Source organism: Kribbella sp. NPDC050241, assembly GCF_044459685.1.
Taxonomy (GTDB): Bacteria; Actinomycetota; Actinomycetes; order Propionibacteriales; family Kribbellaceae; genus Kribbella.
Genome location: NZ_JBITJE010000002.1, coordinates 1,033,173 through 1,049,123, shown reverse-complemented (window position 1 = coordinate 1,049,123; position 15,951 = coordinate 1,033,173). Strand labels below are relative to the sequence as shown.

The 15,951-nt window shown below is 68.1% G+C and carries 14 protein-coding genes; 5 read left to right on the top strand and 9 right to left on the bottom strand.

Going from position 1 to position 15,951, the window contains the following annotated elements; genetic code table 11:
- Positions 1-6: 6 nt before the first annotated feature.
- Complete coding sequence (gene sucC, locus ACIBG5_RS12905) at positions 7-1,179, bottom strand: ADP-forming succinate--CoA ligase subunit beta (RefSeq protein WP_396391714.1); 1,173 nt, start codon at positions 1,177-1,179, stop codon at positions 7-9.
- 189 nt (positions 1,180-1,368) lie between these two features.
- Here sucC and ACIBG5_RS12900 point away from each other — a divergent pair, with 189 nt between their 5' ends.
- The gene (locus ACIBG5_RS12900; protein ID WP_396391713.1) at positions 1,369-3,018 is read left to right on the top strand and encodes a glycoside hydrolase family 13 protein; all 1,650 of its coding nucleotides are present in this window, start codon (positions 1,369-1,371) and stop codon (positions 3,016-3,018) included.
- A gap of 55 nt (positions 3,019-3,073) precedes the next feature.
- Here the strand turns inward: ACIBG5_RS12900 and ACIBG5_RS12895 are convergent, their stop codons facing one another.
- The 4 genes from ACIBG5_RS12895 to ACIBG5_RS12880 all read right to left on the bottom strand — a co-directional run bounded on the left by ACIBG5_RS12895 (position 3,074) and on the right by ACIBG5_RS12880 (position 7,176).
- The gene (locus ACIBG5_RS12895) at positions 3,074-3,952 is read right to left on the bottom strand and encodes a carbohydrate ABC transporter permease (RefSeq protein WP_396391712.1); all 879 of its coding nucleotides are present in this window, start codon (positions 3,950-3,952) and stop codon (positions 3,074-3,076) included.
- Entirely contained in the window at positions 3,952-5,022 is a 1,071-nt protein-coding gene (locus tag ACIBG5_RS12890; RefSeq protein WP_396391711.1) for a carbohydrate ABC transporter permease, read from the bottom strand. Before ACIBG5_RS12890 ends, ACIBG5_RS12895 begins: the two co-directional genes overlap by 1 nt.
- A gap of 94 nt (positions 5,023-5,116) precedes the next feature.
- Positions 5,117-6,400 (bottom strand): ABC transporter substrate-binding protein, encoded by a 1,284-nt coding sequence (locus ACIBG5_RS12885; protein WP_360451328.1) that lies wholly within the window; start codon positions 6,398-6,400, stop codon positions 5,117-5,119.
- A gap of 356 nt (positions 6,401-6,756) precedes the next feature.
- Positions 6,757-7,176: a cobalamin B12-binding domain-containing protein gene (locus ACIBG5_RS12880; RefSeq protein WP_393392781.1), complete on the bottom strand. Its 420-nt coding sequence runs from the start codon at positions 7,174-7,176 to the stop codon at positions 6,757-6,759.
- A 133-nt stretch (positions 7,177-7,309) separates the two neighbouring features.
- Here ACIBG5_RS12880 and ACIBG5_RS12875 point away from each other — a divergent pair, with 133 nt between their 5' ends.
- The 4 genes from ACIBG5_RS12875 to ACIBG5_RS12860 all read left to right on the top strand — a co-directional run bounded on the left by ACIBG5_RS12875 (position 7,310) and on the right by ACIBG5_RS12860 (position 11,181).
- Positions 7,310-8,170, top strand: a complete 861-nt coding sequence (locus ACIBG5_RS12875) for an esterase/lipase family protein (protein WP_396391710.1) — start codon at positions 7,310-7,312, stop codon at positions 8,168-8,170.
- A 429-nt stretch (positions 8,171-8,599) separates the two neighbouring features.
- On the top strand, positions 8,600-9,325 hold the full coding sequence (locus tag ACIBG5_RS12870) for a M23 family metallopeptidase (protein WP_396391709.1): 726 nt from the start codon (positions 8,600-8,602) through the stop codon (positions 9,323-9,325).
- Between the two features lie 42 nt (positions 9,326-9,367).
- On the top strand, positions 9,368-9,886 hold the full coding sequence (locus tag ACIBG5_RS12865) for a DUF6886 family protein (RefSeq protein WP_396391708.1): 519 nt from the start codon (positions 9,368-9,370) through the stop codon (positions 9,884-9,886).
- A complete protein-coding gene (locus ACIBG5_RS12860) occupies positions 9,883-11,181 on the top strand; it encodes a lanthionine synthetase LanC family protein (RefSeq protein ID WP_396391707.1) in 1,299 nt (432 codons plus the stop codon). Before ACIBG5_RS12865 ends, ACIBG5_RS12860 begins: the two co-directional genes overlap by 4 nt.
- Here the strand turns inward: ACIBG5_RS12860 and ACIBG5_RS12855 are convergent.
- The 4 genes from ACIBG5_RS12855 to pcrA form a co-directional block, all read right to left on the bottom strand.
- Positions 11,171-12,151: an NAD(P)-dependent alcohol dehydrogenase gene (locus ACIBG5_RS12855; protein WP_396391706.1), complete on the bottom strand. Its 981-nt coding sequence runs from the start codon at positions 12,149-12,151 to the stop codon at positions 11,171-11,173. The genes ACIBG5_RS12860 and ACIBG5_RS12855 overlap by 11 nt on opposite strands.
- 78 nt (positions 12,152-12,229) lie before the next feature.
- Complete coding sequence (locus tag ACIBG5_RS12850; protein WP_396391705.1) at positions 12,230-12,910, bottom strand: TetR/AcrR family transcriptional regulator; 681 nt, start codon at positions 12,908-12,910, stop codon at positions 12,230-12,232.
- 45 nt (positions 12,911-12,955) lie between these two features.
- Positions 12,956-13,519 carry a hypothetical protein gene (locus ACIBG5_RS12845; RefSeq protein ID WP_360451303.1) on the bottom strand — a complete coding sequence of 188 codons (564 nt, stop codon included), beginning with the start codon at positions 13,517-13,519 and terminating at the stop codon, positions 12,956-12,958.
- Positions 13,520-13,627: 108 nt separating this feature from the next.
- Positions 13,628-15,946: a DNA helicase PcrA gene (pcrA, locus tag ACIBG5_RS12840; RefSeq protein WP_396391704.1), complete on the bottom strand. Its 2,319-nt coding sequence runs from the start codon at positions 15,944-15,946 to the stop codon at positions 13,628-13,630.
- Positions 15,947-15,951: the final 5 nt, after the last annotated feature.

Genomic DNA, 15,951 nt, shown 5'->3' with positions numbered 1-15,951 from the left:
GATCCCTTACTTCGCAGCCAGCTCGGCGGCCCGCCTGGCGGCGCCGTCCATGGTGTCGACCCGCTCCAGACCGGCCAGGCCGGCCTCGTCGAGGATGCGGCGGCCCTCCTCGGCGTTGTTGCCGTCCAGCCGGACGACCAGCGGCTTGCCGACGGCCTCGCCGCGGCTCGCAAGCAGCTCGAACGCCTGCACGATGCCGTTCGCGACCTCGTCACACGCGGTGATGCCGCCGAAGACGTTGACGAACACGCTCTCCACCTGCGGGTCGGAGATGATGATCTCCAGCCCGTTCGCCATCACCTCGGCGCTCGCGCCGCCACCGATGTCGAGGAAGTTCGCCGGCTTCTGGCCACCGAACTCCTCACCGGCGTACGCGACGACGTCCAGCGTGGACATGACCAGGCCGGCGCCGTTGCCGATGATGCCGACCGAACCGTCCAGCTTCACGTAGTTCAGGCCCTTGGCCTTGGCCGCCGCCTCCAGCGGGTCCGTCGCCGAGACGTCCTCGAACTCCGCGTGGTCCGGGTGCCGGAAGTCCGCGTTCTCGTCCAGGGTGACCTTGCCGTCGAGCGCCTCGACGTTGCCGTCGGCGAGCTTGACCAGCGGGTTCACCTCGACCAGCGAGGCGTCCTCGGCGATGAACACGTCGTACAGCTTGACGATCTCCGGTACGACGGCGTCGATCACGTCGGCGGGGTACTTCGCCGCCGTGGCGATCTCCCGCGCCTTCGCCTCGTCCACTCCGGCGGCCGGGTCGATCGAGATCTGCGCCACCGCGTCGGGGTTGGTGTGCGCGACCTCCTCGATCTCCATGCCGCCGGCGGCCGACGCGATGCAGAGGTAGTTGCGGTTGGCCCGGTCGACCAGGAAGGAGAAGTAGTACTCCTCGGCGATCGCCGCGGCCGGCACGATGTTCAGGATCTTGACGACGTGGCCCTTGATGTCCAGCCCGAGGATCTCGCGGGCCTTCTCCTCCGCCTCGTCCGGCGAGGAGGCGAGCTTGACGCCACCGGCCTTCCCGCGGCCGCCGGTCTTCACCTGGGCCTTCACGACCACTCGGCCACCGATCTTCTCGGCCGCCGCGCGGGCTTCCTCGGGAGTCGTGACGACCGCACCCACGGTCGTCCGCACCCCGTGCTTGGCGAAGACCGTCTTCGCCTGGTATTCCATCAAGTCCACGACTGTGGTCCCTCTCTCGCACCTGTTCGAGTAGGCCGCGGCAGGCGGGCTGAACCCAATGGAGGGGTACGGTCGCCGGCGCGTTCCGTCGGCCTGAGACTAGCCACCGTGCCGGGCACGGCAACAGCCGGGGTACACGCTGAGACGACCGTCACAGGATTCTTCCCAGGCCGTGCCAGGCTGGGACGCATGACCGATCCAGTGTTCGACTCTGGGACCAGACCAGCTGACGACTGGTGGCGTAGCGCCGTCGTCTACCAGGTGTACCCGCGATCCTTCGCCGACGCCAACGGTGACGGCACGGGTGACGTCAATGGCATCCGCGCCCGGCTGCCGTACCTGGCCGACCTCGGCATCGACGCGATCTGGATCAGCCCGTGGTACCCGTCCCCGCTCCTCGACGGCGGGTACGACGTGTCCGACTACCGCGACATCAACCCCGAGTTCGGCACGCTGGCGGACGCGGACGCGCTGATCACCGAGGCGCACGCGCTCGGCCTGCGGATCCTGATCGACCTGGTGCCGAACCACTGCTCCTGGGAACACCCGTGGTTCAAGGCCGCGCTGGCGGCCGGCAAGGGCTCTCCGGAGCGGGACCTGTTCTGGTTCCGCGATGGAAAGGACGGCGGCCTGCCGCCGACCAACTGGCCGGCCGCGTTCGGTGGCGGCGCCTGGCAGCAGATCGACGACGGGCAGTGGTACCTGCACCTGTTCGACATCTCCCAGCCGGACTGGAACTGGGACAACCCGACGGTGATCGAGGAGTTCGACGCGATCCTGCGGTTCTGGTTCGACCGTGGCATCGACGGCTTCCGGATCGACGTGGCCGACTCGATGGCCAAGGACTCCACGTTGCCCGACGTACCGCTGCACAACGGGGAACCGACGCGGGAGAAGTACGTCGGCAACCCGTTCTACGACCAGCCCGGCGTACACACGATCCACCAGCGCTGGCGGGCGATCGCCGACGAGTACGCCGATACGCCGCAAGGGCCGCGGGTGTTCGTGGCCGAGGCGTGGCTGTCGCCGGCCGAGCGGCTGGCGCAGTACGTGCGGCCGCACGAACTGCACTCCGCGTTCAACTTCGACGTACTGCAGTGTGCGTGGGACGCGAAGGACCTGCGGGAGGTCATCGACCACACCACGGAGAACCTGTGGGCCGTCGGCGCACCGGCGACCTGGGTGCTGAGCAACCACGACACGATCCGGCATCGCACGCGGTACGGCCGGGATCAGCGGGACGCGCTGGAGGGTGCGGGCGTCGTACCGACCGATCTGGAGCTGGGCCGCCGTCGGGCACGTGCCGCGGCGCTGCTCGAGCTCGCGCTGCCGGGTGGTGCGTACGTCTACCAGGGTGACGAGCTTGCGCTGCCTGAGGTCGAGGATCTGCCCGAGGACGTTCTCGACGACCCGACGTGGGAACGCTCCGGCCACACCGTCCGTGGCCGCGACGGCTGCCGCGTCCCGATCCCGTGGAGCGGCTCGGCGCCGCCCTTCGGCTTCGGCCCAGGCACCGACCAGCCTTGGCTTCCCCAACCTGCCGACTGGTCAGCTCTGACCGCCGAGACCCAGGCCAACGACCCCGACAGCCACCTCAACCTCTACAAAGCCGCTCTCCGCATTCGCCGCTCACACCCCGCCCTCGGCGAAGGCCGCCTCACCTGGGACGACGAACCCCCCGCCGGCGTCCTGTCCTTCACCCGCGACGGCTTCCGCTGCCTGGTCAACCTCAGCGACGCCCCCATCCCGCTCCCGCCCCACCAGCAGCTCCTCCTGAGCAGCCAGCCGCTCACCAACAACCAACTCCCCCCGGACACCACCGCCTGGCTCGAAGCGTGAGAACGACGAAGGCCCGCTCACCGTTTCGGGTGAGCGGGCCTTCGTTCTCAGGGCCTTACTTGACGCCGCCTGCGGTCAGGCCGGCGACGATTCGGCGTTGGAAGATCAGGACGGCGACCACGAGCGGGATCGTGACGACCACACCGGCGGCCATCTGGCTGCCGAACGGTTGGTCACGTCCCGACGTACCGGTGAACTGCGAGATCACCACGTTGGCGGTCTGGTACTCCTTCTTGTTCACCATGCTCAGCGCGATCAGGAACTCGTTCCAGGCCGCGATGAACGTGATGATCGCGGTGGTGAACACACCCGGTGCGGCCAGCGGGAGGATCACCTTGCGGAACGCCTGGGCCGGCGTACAGCCGTCCACCATCGCGGCCTGTTCGAGCTCTCGTGGCATTTGCCGGAAGAACGCGGTCAGGAGCCACACCGCCAGTGGCAGTGCGAACGACAGGCTGGGCACGATCATCGCCTGGTAGGTGTTGATCCAGTCGATGTTGACGAACAGCTTCTTCAGCGGGATCACCAGCGAGATCCCCGGGAACATCGAGGTGACGATGATGATCGCCAGCACGAAGTTCTTGCCCCGGAACTCCAGCCGGGCCAGGGTGTACGCCGCGACCATGCCGATGATCAGCGTCAGGATCGTCACCGTGCCCGCCACGATCAGGCTGTTCAGCAGACCACGCTGGAACCCGGTGCCGGGCTTGAACACGTCGGTGAAGTTGGTAAACGAAATGGGCGACGGAATGATCGAGTTCTCGAACTGGTCGGTCGGCCGCCGCAGCGACGACACCACCATCCAGAAGAACGGCACCAGGCAGTAGAGCACGATCAGCGCGACACCGATCAGCGGCAGCCAGCGCCGGTACCACGGCGCCTCGGCAGCCTTGATGTCGATCCTTGCGGGAGCCTTCTCAGCAACAACAGCCATCATTCACCTCCCAATCCGCCACCGGCGGTCAGTCCGGCCACTGGGGCGCCCGGGTCCGCCTGCTTGCCCCGGCCTCGCCCGTTCCTGCCGTTCTTCTTCTTCGACTTGCGCTGGATCGCGTCACCGAACACGTCGGCACCCAGCAGCTTCACGAACACGTACGCGACCACAGCGACGTAGATGAACAGCAGGGTCGCGTACGCCGCCGCCGGCCCGTACCGGGTCTGGTTGGCTTCGAGGTACGCCAGGATCGACAGTGTCTCGACCGACTCCTTGTTCGGGCCGACCAGCACGAACGGCAGGTCGAAGATCCGCAGTGTGTCGAGGATGCGGAACAGCACTGCCACCAGCAGCGCCGGCTTCACCAACGGCATCGTGATGTGGACGAACGCCGACCACGCCTTGGCCCCGTCGACCTTGGCGGCCTCGTAGACCTCGTCCGGGATCGTCTGCAGGCCTGCGAGAACCAGCAACCCGATGAACGGCGCGGTCTTCCAGGTATCGGCGACGATGACCGACAGCACCGACTGCCAGCCCTCGGTGGACCACAGGATCTGAGTGCCGAGCATCTCGTTGGCGATACCGTCAGCCTGGAAGATCCACTTCCACAGCAGCGCCGAGACGACGGTCGGGATCGCCCACGGGACCAGGATGCTGGCCCGCACGATGGCGCGGCCCCTGAACGCCTTGTGCATCACCAGGGCCATCGCGACACCCAGAATGGTCTCGATGACCACACAGGCGACGGTGAAGAACGTGGTGTTGTAGAAGGCGTTCCAGAATCGTTGGCCGGTCTCGCCGGAGAAGATCGCCGTGTAGTTGTCGAGACCCACGAACTCGGAGCCCTGGACGATGAAGCCTGACGCGTCGATCCGCTGACCACTCTGGTACAGCGACTCGCGCAGCGCGGCGAGGATCGGCAACCCGACGACAAGGATCAGCACGATCATGGTCGGCGACAGCAGCAACGCCGCCAGCCGGCCGGTGCCCTCGTTGAACGAGCTCCGCCGCTTGGGCGTCTTGGTGGTCTCCGGTGTCGGCCGCTTTGCGACCGGGGCGGATGTACTCACCTCTGCCTCCTTCTCTCTGCTCGCTTCGAGCGGGCAGCGACAGGTCGGGGCCGGCACGAAGCTGTGAAGCTGCGCACCGGCCCCGCCGCTTCGGTCATTGAGTGATGAGCGTGCTCAACTTGGTCTGCAGACCCGACAACGCGTCCTTCGGCGTCATCGTGCCGGTCAGTGCGCCGTACGCCGCTTCCTGGATCGCGGTGGTGACGTCGCCGTACTTGACCACCTTGGGCCGCGACTTCGCGCCCTCGATGGAGGCCTTCAGCGGAGCCAGGTAGGGGAACTGCTTGTTCAGCGTCGCGTCGTCGTACAACGAGGCCCAGGTCGGCGCCTGCGAGGTCTTCTCGATGTTCGCCTTCTGCCGCTCCTCGCTGGACATGAACTTGATGAAGTCCGCCGCGGTCGCCTTGTTCTTGGCGAACTCCGAGATCGCGTAGTTGTGACCACCCAGGGTGGACACGCCCGGACCGGTCATACCCGGCAGCGGCGCGACCGCGAACTTGCCGGCGATCTTCGACGAGCCGTCGGTCTTGCCCGCCAGCGCGTACACGTACGGCCAGTTGCGGTGGAAGAGCAGGTTGCCCTCCTGGAACGCCCGCCGGCCCGGCTCCTCCTGGTAGGTGATGGCGGCCTTCGGGATGAAGCCCGACTTGAAGCCCTCGGTCAGCGCGGTCAGACCCGCAAGCGCCTCCGGGGTGTCGACGTTCGGCTTGCCGTCATCACCGACGACGACACCACCGGCACCGTTGACGGCCTCGGAGAAGTTCACCGTGAGGCCCTCGTACTTCTCGAACTGCCCGGCGTAACAGCCGATGTTCTTGGCCTCCGGCAGTGCCTTCACCTTGGCACAGGCGGCGACCATCTCTTCCCAGGTCTTCGGCGGCTGCACACCGGCCTTGTCCAGCAGATCCTTGCGGTAGTACAGCAGACCACCGTCGGACGTCACCGGTACGGCGTACAGCTTGTCGCGGTACTTCGCGGTGTCGACCGTCGAAGGCAGCAGCTTGCCCAGGTCGGGGAACTGGTCCGGCTGCAGCTCGGTGACCCAGCGGTTGGCCGCGAACTCCGCGGTCCAGACCACGTCCAGGTTCAGCACGCTGAACGCGTCGGACTTGTTCTGGGCGTTCGAGATCATCTGCGCGCGCTGCTGGTCCGCGGACTCGGGCAACTCCGACACCGTGACCTTCTCGTCCGGGTGCTGCGAGTTCCACGCCGCGACCTGGTTCGTCAGGTTCCCGGAGGTGTCCTTGCCGGTGGCAAACGTGATCGGACCGCGGCCTTCGAGCGCTGCGCCCCCGGACGAGCCGCTGCCACCGCTGCTCTCGTCGTCACCGCCACCACACGCGGACGCGAGCAGCACCAGGCTGCTGGCGACGGCCACGAACGCGGCCCTGCGTGTATGTGATCGTTCAAACCTCATCGTCTACCTGCCCTCTCCCGATGGGATATCGCTTGGTCCTGCGTAGAACGGGTCACCGTCCCCCACCGCACCGTGTCCCCGCCTGTCCGGACAGTAACCGACATCGAGGGCTATGTGTTCTATGCCACACAGCCCGCCGCTGATCAGCCGTGAAACGGACAGCCGCATGGCTGTATGCGACCGCGATTCGACAGCCCGCACAACCAGGTGCTTCTTAACGATTCGGTATTACCGGTTAGTAACCTGGCTGAACAGGCCGTGACTGTTCAGAACGACTCCGGGCAGTCGTCATCACGCTCCGGAGCGAATCGCCCGGGTCAGGCCGTCGAGGCGGAGGCGTCGCCGACGTTCGCGCGGACCCACTCGACGATCTCGGTGGTGGTCGCGCCGGGGGTGAAGATCTTGTGGACGCCGAGCTCGGCCAGCGGCTGCAGGTCGGCGTCCGGGATGATGCCGCCGCCGAACACCACGATGTCGTCGGCATCCCGCTCGGTGAGCAGTTCGCGGACGCGCTTGAACAGCGTCATGTGCGCCCCGGACAGCACCGACAGGCCGATCGCGTCGGCGTCCTCCGCGATTGCGGTCTCGACGATCTGCTCCGGGGTCTGGTGCAGGCCGGTGTAGATGACCTCCATGCCGGCGTCTCGCAGCGCCCGCGCGACGACCTTCGCGCCACGGTCGTGGCCGTCCAGGCCAGGCTTGGCGACAACGACCCGGAGAGGACTCGTAGGAGGCATGCTCGCAGGCTATCCGGTCCCTTCATCCCGGATAAGACACGAACGCGTGTGTTCCCCGACACGCCAGGTGGGAAGTGGTTACCGTGGAAGGGATCGGACCGATCGGGGGGTCTGGTTGCGTGAGGAGGCGCCGATGAGTGCCTGGCAGGACGGCGTACGCGGCGCGCTGGACGGACTCCTGTACGGCGCCCGGTCCGCAGTCTCACCGCGGGTCCTCCAGGGCGCGGCCGTCGAGATCGGCTGGCTCACGACCCACCTGGCGATGTACCCACTCGGCCTGGTCGGCAGCTCGGGCTCCCGCACCGAGCGGCTCACCCTGACCGGTCTGACTCCGGCCCAGCGCAGCCTGCTGGTCAGCGACGTCAGAGCCGCCGGTACGCCGATCCTGCTGGCGCACGGGATCATCGACAACCACACCATCTTCGCGCTGATGCGCCGCCAGCTGGTGCGTCGCGGGTTCAGCAGCATCCACACGTTCTCGTACTCACCGCTGACGCTGGACGTCCGTCGTACCGCGGAACGGATGGGCGAGGAGATCGAGGCGATCTGCGAGGCGTCCGGGTCGGACCAGATCCACGTGATCGGGCACAGCCTCGGCGGGCTGATCGCTCGGTACTACGTCCAGCGGCTCGGCGGTGATCAGCGGGTGCACACCTGCGTCACGCTCGGGACGCCGCACCAGGGCACGGTCGCGGCCCGGCTGCTGCCGTGGCCGTTGGTGAAGCAGGTGCGGCCGGACAGCGACCTGATGGCCGAACTGGCCGAGCCGGCGCCCGGGTGCCGGACCAGGTTCGTCGCGTTCTACAGCGATGTCGACCAACTGATCGTGCCGCAGCGGCGGGCCCGGATCCGGCACGCCGATCTGGTCGCGAGTAACCTGCGGGTCCGCGGCGTGGGCCACCTGTCCCTGCCGTTCCACGGCGAGGTCGTGCATCAGATCACCGAGATGCTGGCCCACCTGGACGAGCAGGACGCCGCCGCGGGAACCGCCTGACCAAGCAGCTCTCCAAGCCGCTGTCCGGGCAGCTCTCCAGCGCCGACGGCGAATGCACGTGCAGCCGCTCATGCAAAGGTTTCGTGAAGGACGGCGCCAAAAGGGGGTGGCGGGGTTTGTGGCCTCGTGACCCATCCGTTATGGTGCATGAGCCCGCCGGGGGAATAAATCCTCCGGAGGGTGCATAGATTCAAGCCCCTCCTAGTCCCTCCCACCCCTAGCCCTCCTCCTCAAGCCCCTCCCCTGTGACCGAAAGGCCACGTTGTGTCCCAGCACCGTGCCGCGGGAGACCGCGTCACGCCCGGCAACGCTGCGCGAAATCCCGGCGCAGGACGTCACAGTGCCAAGCATCGCGTCGCCAGGCGTAACACCCCCAGCAGTACCCAGATCGTCGGTCTGACCGCAGCCCTGGCTGCGGCGGCAGGAGCTGTGGGATTCAGCCACAGCACCCTTGCCTCGCCGACGCAGGCCAACTCGGCGGTGAACCTGGCCGCGCTCAGCCTGGACAACGGTTCGATGTCCGGCATCACCACGGCCCGCATCCAGGCCCGCCAGCTCGCCACCCGTGACTCCTCCCGGGTCCAGTTGGCCGGCAACGACACGAACAAGAAGCAGGCCGCGGCCGCTCAGCTGGCCAAGGCCCGGGCCGCGAAGCTCACCGCAACCCAGGCGCTGACCAGCAAGCGTGCCTCCGCCCTCGCCAAGGCCAAGGCCGCGGCCGACGCGGCGGAGAAGAAGGCCCGCGAGTCCGCCACCCGCTGCGAGATCATGCTGACCGGCTACCACATCACCGCGACCTTCGGTCAGGGCGGCAGCCGCTGGGCCCGCAACCACACCGGCACCGACTTCGCCGCCGACACCGGCACCCCGATCCACTCCGTGATGAAGGGCGTGGTGATCTTCGCCGACTGGGCCGGCGCGTACGGTCGCCAGGTCCAGGTCCGGCACGAGGACGGCACGGTCACCTGGTACAACCACATGTCGAAGTTCAGCGTCTCGGTCGGCGAGACCGTGTACGCCGGTGACCAGGTCGGCGCGGTCGGCTCGACCGGCAACACCACCGGCCCACACCTGCATTTCGAGGTCCACCCGGACGGCGGCGAGGCGATCGACCCGATGCCGTGGCTGCGCGACCACTGCGGCCTGAACCCGTAAATCCTCAGGCCCTCACCCGGCGATCTGACTAAGCTGCCGAGCATGCGCCCGGCAGCTGGTGAGGTCCTGCACTTCTCCGAAGATCCGACCATCGAGGTCTTCCGGCCGCACGTCGCCAAGACGACGCGAGAGGCCACTCCGTATGTCTGGGCCGTCGGCTACGACCGCGCGCCCGACTACTGGTTCCCCCGGCAGTGCCCGCGCGCGATGGCGTGGGTCGGGCCCGGCACCACCCCTGACGACCGTGACCGCATCATCGGCGTCGGCTCCGGGACTCGCGTGCACGCGGTCGAATACGGCTGGCTGGATGCGATGCGCTCCGTCGAGCTGTACGCCTATCGCCTGCCGGCCAAGCAGTTCGACGAGTTCGACGCGGCGTTCGTCGCGACCGCGGAGGTCCGGCCACTCGGTCCGCCCGAACGCGTCGGCGACCTGTTCGAGCTGCACGACGAAGCCGGCATTCAATTACGTGTCCTGCCCCGCCTCCACGACTTCTGGGCGGAGACCACCACCAGCACCCTCGAGTGGAGCGGCATCCGGCTCCGCAACGCCCGCCCGTGACGCAGTACGGCGATCTGGGCGAAGCGGCCTGGAACTGGGTGCTCCAGCAGGTCCAATGGGACGACGACGGGCCGTGGATTCCGGAGGCAGCCGGTGGTGAGAAGCCGACCGAGTACCGCGACGGCATGCACAGCGGCATCGGCGGCCTCGCCCACACCCTGGCCGAGATCCAACTCACCCGACCGTGGACCGCCGGCGAGCAACGCCTCGCGTCAGCCCTCGCCGACCGCATCCGCACGACGATCCCGTCGGACACCTCGATCACGTACTTCGACGGCCTGGCCAGCTCGATCGGCGTCCTCGCCGCGCTCGGCGAGCCTGGTTCCGGCGGCGCGGTCAGGCGGGCCCTGGAGATCGCTACGAAGGACGGCTGGCCCGAAGGCTTCCTGGAGGCGGAGGACAGCTACTACCCGGGTGCGGTGGCCAACGACGTCACGCTCGGGACCGGAGCCGCACTGATGGCCGCGCTGTGGGTCCTCCGCCGCGGCGAGAACGCCCGCCCCCTGGCCGACCGGGCCGCGGACCTGCTGCTGGGCGAGAAGGAGGAGTTGCCCACCGGTCCGAACTGGCAGTTCGTGTCGCGACGATTCAAAACCGAGGAACCGCTCGAGATGCCGAACTTCTCGCACGGACTGGCAGGGATCGCGGCGGTGCTGACAGTCGCCGGGGTTGAGCTGGAGCGGTCGGAGTTCATCGATGCGGGACGGCGTGGTGCCGAGCATCTCGTGACACTGGGGATCAACGACAGCAAGGGATTCCGGGTGCCGCGGGTGATCCCGTGGGCAGAGCGCCACGGCGACGAGTACACGTACAACTGGTGCCACGGCGGGGCGGGTACGGCGTTGCTGTTCAGCGCATTCGAGTACGCCGGCGTGGACCAGGTCGCCGGTGAGTCGCCGACGATCTGGCGCCGACGGTGTCTGGACAGCGTCCGGTACTCCGGGATCCCCGAGCGACTCCACCCAGGCTTCTGGGACAACGACGGACGCTGCTGCGGTACGGCGGGAGCCGGCGACGCGTTCCTGGACGCGTGGCACCGCGATCGCGACCCGCGGGACCTGGAGTTCGCCGTACGGCTCGCGGATGCCGTGGTGGATCGGGCGATCCATGAAGGCGGGTCGGCGTACTGGCGGTTCGTGGAGCACAAGAACGAGGATCCGCTGCTGCCACCGGGCGTGGGCTGGATGCAGGGTACGGCCGGGATTGCGGCGTACCTGTTCCGGATCGAGCGGGTGCTGGGCGGCGGTCAGGACGCGGTGGAGCGGATGGACAACTGGTGGGCGCTCAGACGGTGATGACCACCTTGGCCCGGGCGTGGCCGGTCTCGATATGGCGCATCGCGTCGGCGGCGGCTGCGAGCGGGTAGGTCCGGTCGACCACCGGCGTGAGCTTGCCGGCCTCGGCGAAGTCGCGAAGCGTCGCCAGATTGCCCCGGCTCGGGACCGCGTTGAAGAGCGCTACTCGCTGCGGCACGAAGGGGGCTGACAACTTCCCTCTGACTATCAGCCCGAGCGGACCGAAGAGGCTGCCACCGGTGAACAGCCCGCCCCCGGACAGGAGGAGGGTGCCGCGGCGAACCAGCGCCCGGCGGAGGGCCGTCAGGGACCGATTCCCCACCAGGTCGAGCACGACGTCGTACTTCTGACCGGTCCGGCTGAAGTCGGTCTGCCGGTAGTCGACGACGTCGTCAGCGCCGAGTGACCTGACCAGGTCGACGTTCCCGGTGCTGCACACGCCGGTCACCTCCGCGCCCAGCGCCTTGCCGATCTGGACTGCGAACGTCCCCACGCCGCCCGATGCGCCGTTGATCAGCAGGCGTTGGCCGGGCTGGAGCTTCGCCGTGTCGCGCAGGCCGATCAGGGCGGTGTTCGCGGCCAGCGGGATGGCCGCGGCCTGCTCGTGGCTGAGGTTGGTGGGTTTGGTCTCGAACGATTGCGCGCGGACGGCGACGTACTCGGCGAAGGCTCCGGGCGCTTCGCCGTACACCTCGTCGCCGAGCTGCACCCCGGTCACCGCAGGGCCGAGCGCCTCGACGGTGCCGGCGAAGTCGGTGCCGCGGATCGGGACGTTGGGCCGGCGCCAGCCGAGATCGGCGGACGGGCGGGCGACGTACGGATCGCCGCGCAGCACGTGCCAGTCGCGGGCATCGACCGACGCCGCACGGACCCTGACCAGCACTTCGCGATCGGCCGGCACCGGCTGCTCGACGTCGGTGAACTCCAGAACGTCCGGCGATCCGTACCGGCGTTGAACGATGGCTTTCATCGCATCCACCCCCAAATTTCTTACGTCGTAAGGCTGCCTTACGGCGTAAGAAAATACAAGGGCTCGCGGGGAGGCGATCTACTTGAGCCGGTCCAGACCGTCGAGGATCAGGTCGAGGGAGAACTCGAACTCGGCCTGGTCGTCACACCAGCCCAGCGTGGACTCCGGGTCGTCGTGGGCGATCTCGGACAGCATGCCGACCAGGTTCGGCAGTTGGTCCGCCAAGTCCACGATCATCCGCTCGGACTGGTCGCCCGCACCGCCGGCGGACGGATCGAACAGCTCCTGGGAGAACCCCAGCGCACGGCTGCCCAGCGCGTGCAGGGCGTGGTGGGCAAGGTCGTACGAGAATCCTCCGGACCGCATCAGCCCGACCAGGCGATCGTGGTACAGCACCACTGCCGGGCGCATCGCCGTACGGCTCTCGAGCAGCCTCGGCGCCCAGGTATGCCGCAGCATGACCTGCCGGGCGGTCAGGATCCGTCGCCGGATCGCGGCCTTCCAGTCGCCCGGCGCATCGTCATCGCGGTCGACGGTCTCGTTGAGCTCGGCCATCAGTACGTCGACGATGCCGTCGAGCAGGTCGTTCTTGTTCGCGACGTGGTAGTACAGCGACATCGCCTCGGCTCCGAGTGCCTCGCCGATCCGGCGCATCGTGACGGACTCCAGCCCGTCGGAGTCGGCGATCGCGACCGCGGCCCGCAGTACCCGGTCCCGGCTCAACGGGATCCGGGGTTCGGAGTTCGCCTGCACTGCCACGCGGATTCCCTTCCTACGCTTGATTCGTACAGCGTAAGGCAGGGTTCAGCGCTGCCAGACCTCGGCGGTGGTGAGGAACGCGGACGAGCCGGGCTTGTCGGGCGAGCCGTCGACCTGGACGAAGCCGGGAACGGACGCGCCGCCGATCGAGACCGTCGCCGAGCGGACCGGGGCGATCACCAGGCTCAGGCTGTGGCTGCCCTCGGCGAGCGGGAAGTCGTCGGTGGCGAACAGCCGCCGGTCCAGTACGCCGCCCATCTCGATCTGGATGTCGGCCGCCTTGGCGCTGAGGCCGTCGGCGAGGTTCATCGACACCTGGACCAGGTCGCGCTCGACCGCCGGCTCGTGCCACGGCAGGCCCTGCACCTCGATGAACGAGCGAACGAAGTACCGCTCCAGCCAGGAGGCCAGATCGACGTCCTCCGACACCACCCGGACGATGCCGTCGAACCAGAGCACGACTGCCGTACCGGAACCGCGGATGGACCAGTCGACCATCCAGATCGAGGCGTACGCGGTCACCTTGCCGTTCTCGTCGAACAGCCGCAGCCCAGGGTTGGCCCCCGCCAGGATGATCCGGCGGTTGCTGCCAGCCGACGACTTGGACATGGGAGGACGCTTCCGGGAGGGGGCCGAAGAAGCCTTGATTGTCTCAATCTCCGGCTGGGACGCAATGTAAACGTCCAAAAGCTTGACGGGGATATGCCCGGGGCGTCTTTAGATCTTCTCTACCGGCGCGTAGCGCAGCAGGAGGCGCTTGACACCTTCGGACCCGAAGTCGATGTCTGCCTGCGCCTGCTGGCCGTCGCCGCGGACCACCACGACGGTGCCCATCCCGAAGGTGTCGTGAACCACCCGGTCCCCCGGGTTCAGGCTGATCACGGGCTTGTCGGACGCGGTACGACGGGCCGGCTCGTAGCGGCTGGGGATGCCGCTGCCGGTCGACGTACCGGTGCCGGACCAGCGGGTGATGGCCGACTCGTCCCGGCGCCAGTCGAGCAGTTCGGCCGGGATCTCCTCCAGGAACCGCGACGGCGGGTTGTGCTGCGGCGCGCCGTACGCCGAACGGACCGCGGCGCGGGAGATCGCCAGTCGCTGGCGGGCCCGGGTGATGCCGACGTACGCGAGCCGGCGCTCCTCCTCAAGCTCTTTCATGTCGGTCAGCGACCGGGAGTGCGGGAAGACGCCGTCCTCCATGCCGGTCAGGAACACCACCGGGAACTCCAGGCCCTTCGCGGTGTGCAGGGTCATCAGCGTGACCACGCCACCGTCGTCGGCCGCGTCCGGGATCTGGTCCGCGTCGGCGACCAGGGCGACCCGCTCCAGGAACGCCTGCAGGTCGGCCGCCTCGCCGGCAGCGGTGCGCTCCTCGACGAACTCACGGGCCACCGAGATGAACTCGTCCAGGTTCTCCAGCCGGGTCTCGTCCTGCGGATCCGTCGACTTCTGCAGCTCCTCGTAGTACCCGGAGCGGTGCAGTGCGACGTCCAGGATGTCGTCCGGCGGTGCGCCCGAGTCGACCATCGCGGTCAGCTCATCGAGGATGTCGACGAAGGCCTGCACAGCGTTCACGGACCGGGAAGCCATCGCCGGCGCGTCGTGGGCCCGGCGCATCGCCTGCGCGAACGAGGTCCGGTCCCGCGCCGCCAGCGACTCGATCGCCGCCTCGGCCCGGTCGCCGATGCCGCGCTTGGGCACGTTCATGATCCGGCGCAGCGAGACGGTGTCCTCCGGGTTCACCAGCACGCGCAGGTACGCGAGCGCGTCGCGGACCTCCTTGCGCTCGTAGAACCGGACGCCGCCGACCACCTTGTACGGATGGCCGGTGCGGATGAAGACCTCTTCGAAGACCCGGGACTGTGCGTTGGTCCGGTAGAACACCGCCACGTCGGACGGCTTCACCCCGTCGGCGTCGGTGAGCCGGTCGATCTCGTCGGCGACGAACTGTGCCTCGTCGTGCTCGTTGTCGGCGACGTACACCGCGATCTGCTCGCCCTGGCCCTGGTCGGACCACAGGTTCTTCGCCTTGCGGCCCTCGTTGCGGCTGATCACCGCGTTCGCCGCGGACAGGATCGTCTGGGTGGAGCGGTAGTTCTGCTCCAGCAGGATCGTCTCGGCGTTGGTGAAGTCCTCCTCGAAGGCGAGGATGTTGCGGATCGTCGCGCCACGGAACGCGTAGATCGACTGGTCCGCGTCGCCGACCACCATCAGCTCCGCCGGCGGCGCGGTCGGGCCCATCCGGCCCGGCTCGTCCTCGCCACAGAGCTCGCGGATCAGCGTGTACTGCGCGTGGTTGGTGTCCTGGTACTCGTCGACGAGGACGTGGCGGAACCGGCGGCGGTAGTACTCCCGGACCTCCGGGAAGGCCTGCAGGAGGTTGACCGTGGTCATCAGCAGGTCGTCGAAGTCCAGCGCGTTCGCCTGGGCCAGCCGCTCCTGGTAGATCCGGTAGCACTCGGCGTAGGTCTCCTCCAGATGGTTGGAGGTCTTCGCCGCGGCGGTCTCGTGGTCGATCAACTCGTTCTTCTGGGTGCTGATCCAGTTCAGCACGGCGCGCGGGTTGTACCGCTTCACGTCCAGGTCGAGCTCGCGGCAGACCAGCGTCATCAGCCGGCGCGAGTCGGTGTCGTCGTAGATCGAGAACGTCGAGTTGATGCCGAACCGCTTGATGTCGCGGCGCAGGATCCGCACGCAGGACGAGTGGAACGTCGAGACCCACATCAGCTTCGCCCGCGGACCGACCAGGTCCACCACCCGCTCGCGCATCTCGGCGGCGGCCTTGTTGGTGAACGTGATCGCCAGGATGGACCCGGGGTGCGCGTCGCGGGCCGCCAGCAGGTAGGCGATCCGCCGGGTCAGCACCCGGGTCTTGCCCGAGCCGGCACCGGCGACCACCAGCAGTGGCTTGCCGCCATGCACGACGGCGGCACGCTGCTGCGGATTGAGCCCCTCGAGCAGCGCCTCCGGATCGGTCCGGTGCGTCGTGGGCTCCTCCAGCGGCACCGGCAGCTCATCAGGCGAGAACAGCGTAGTCATCACCA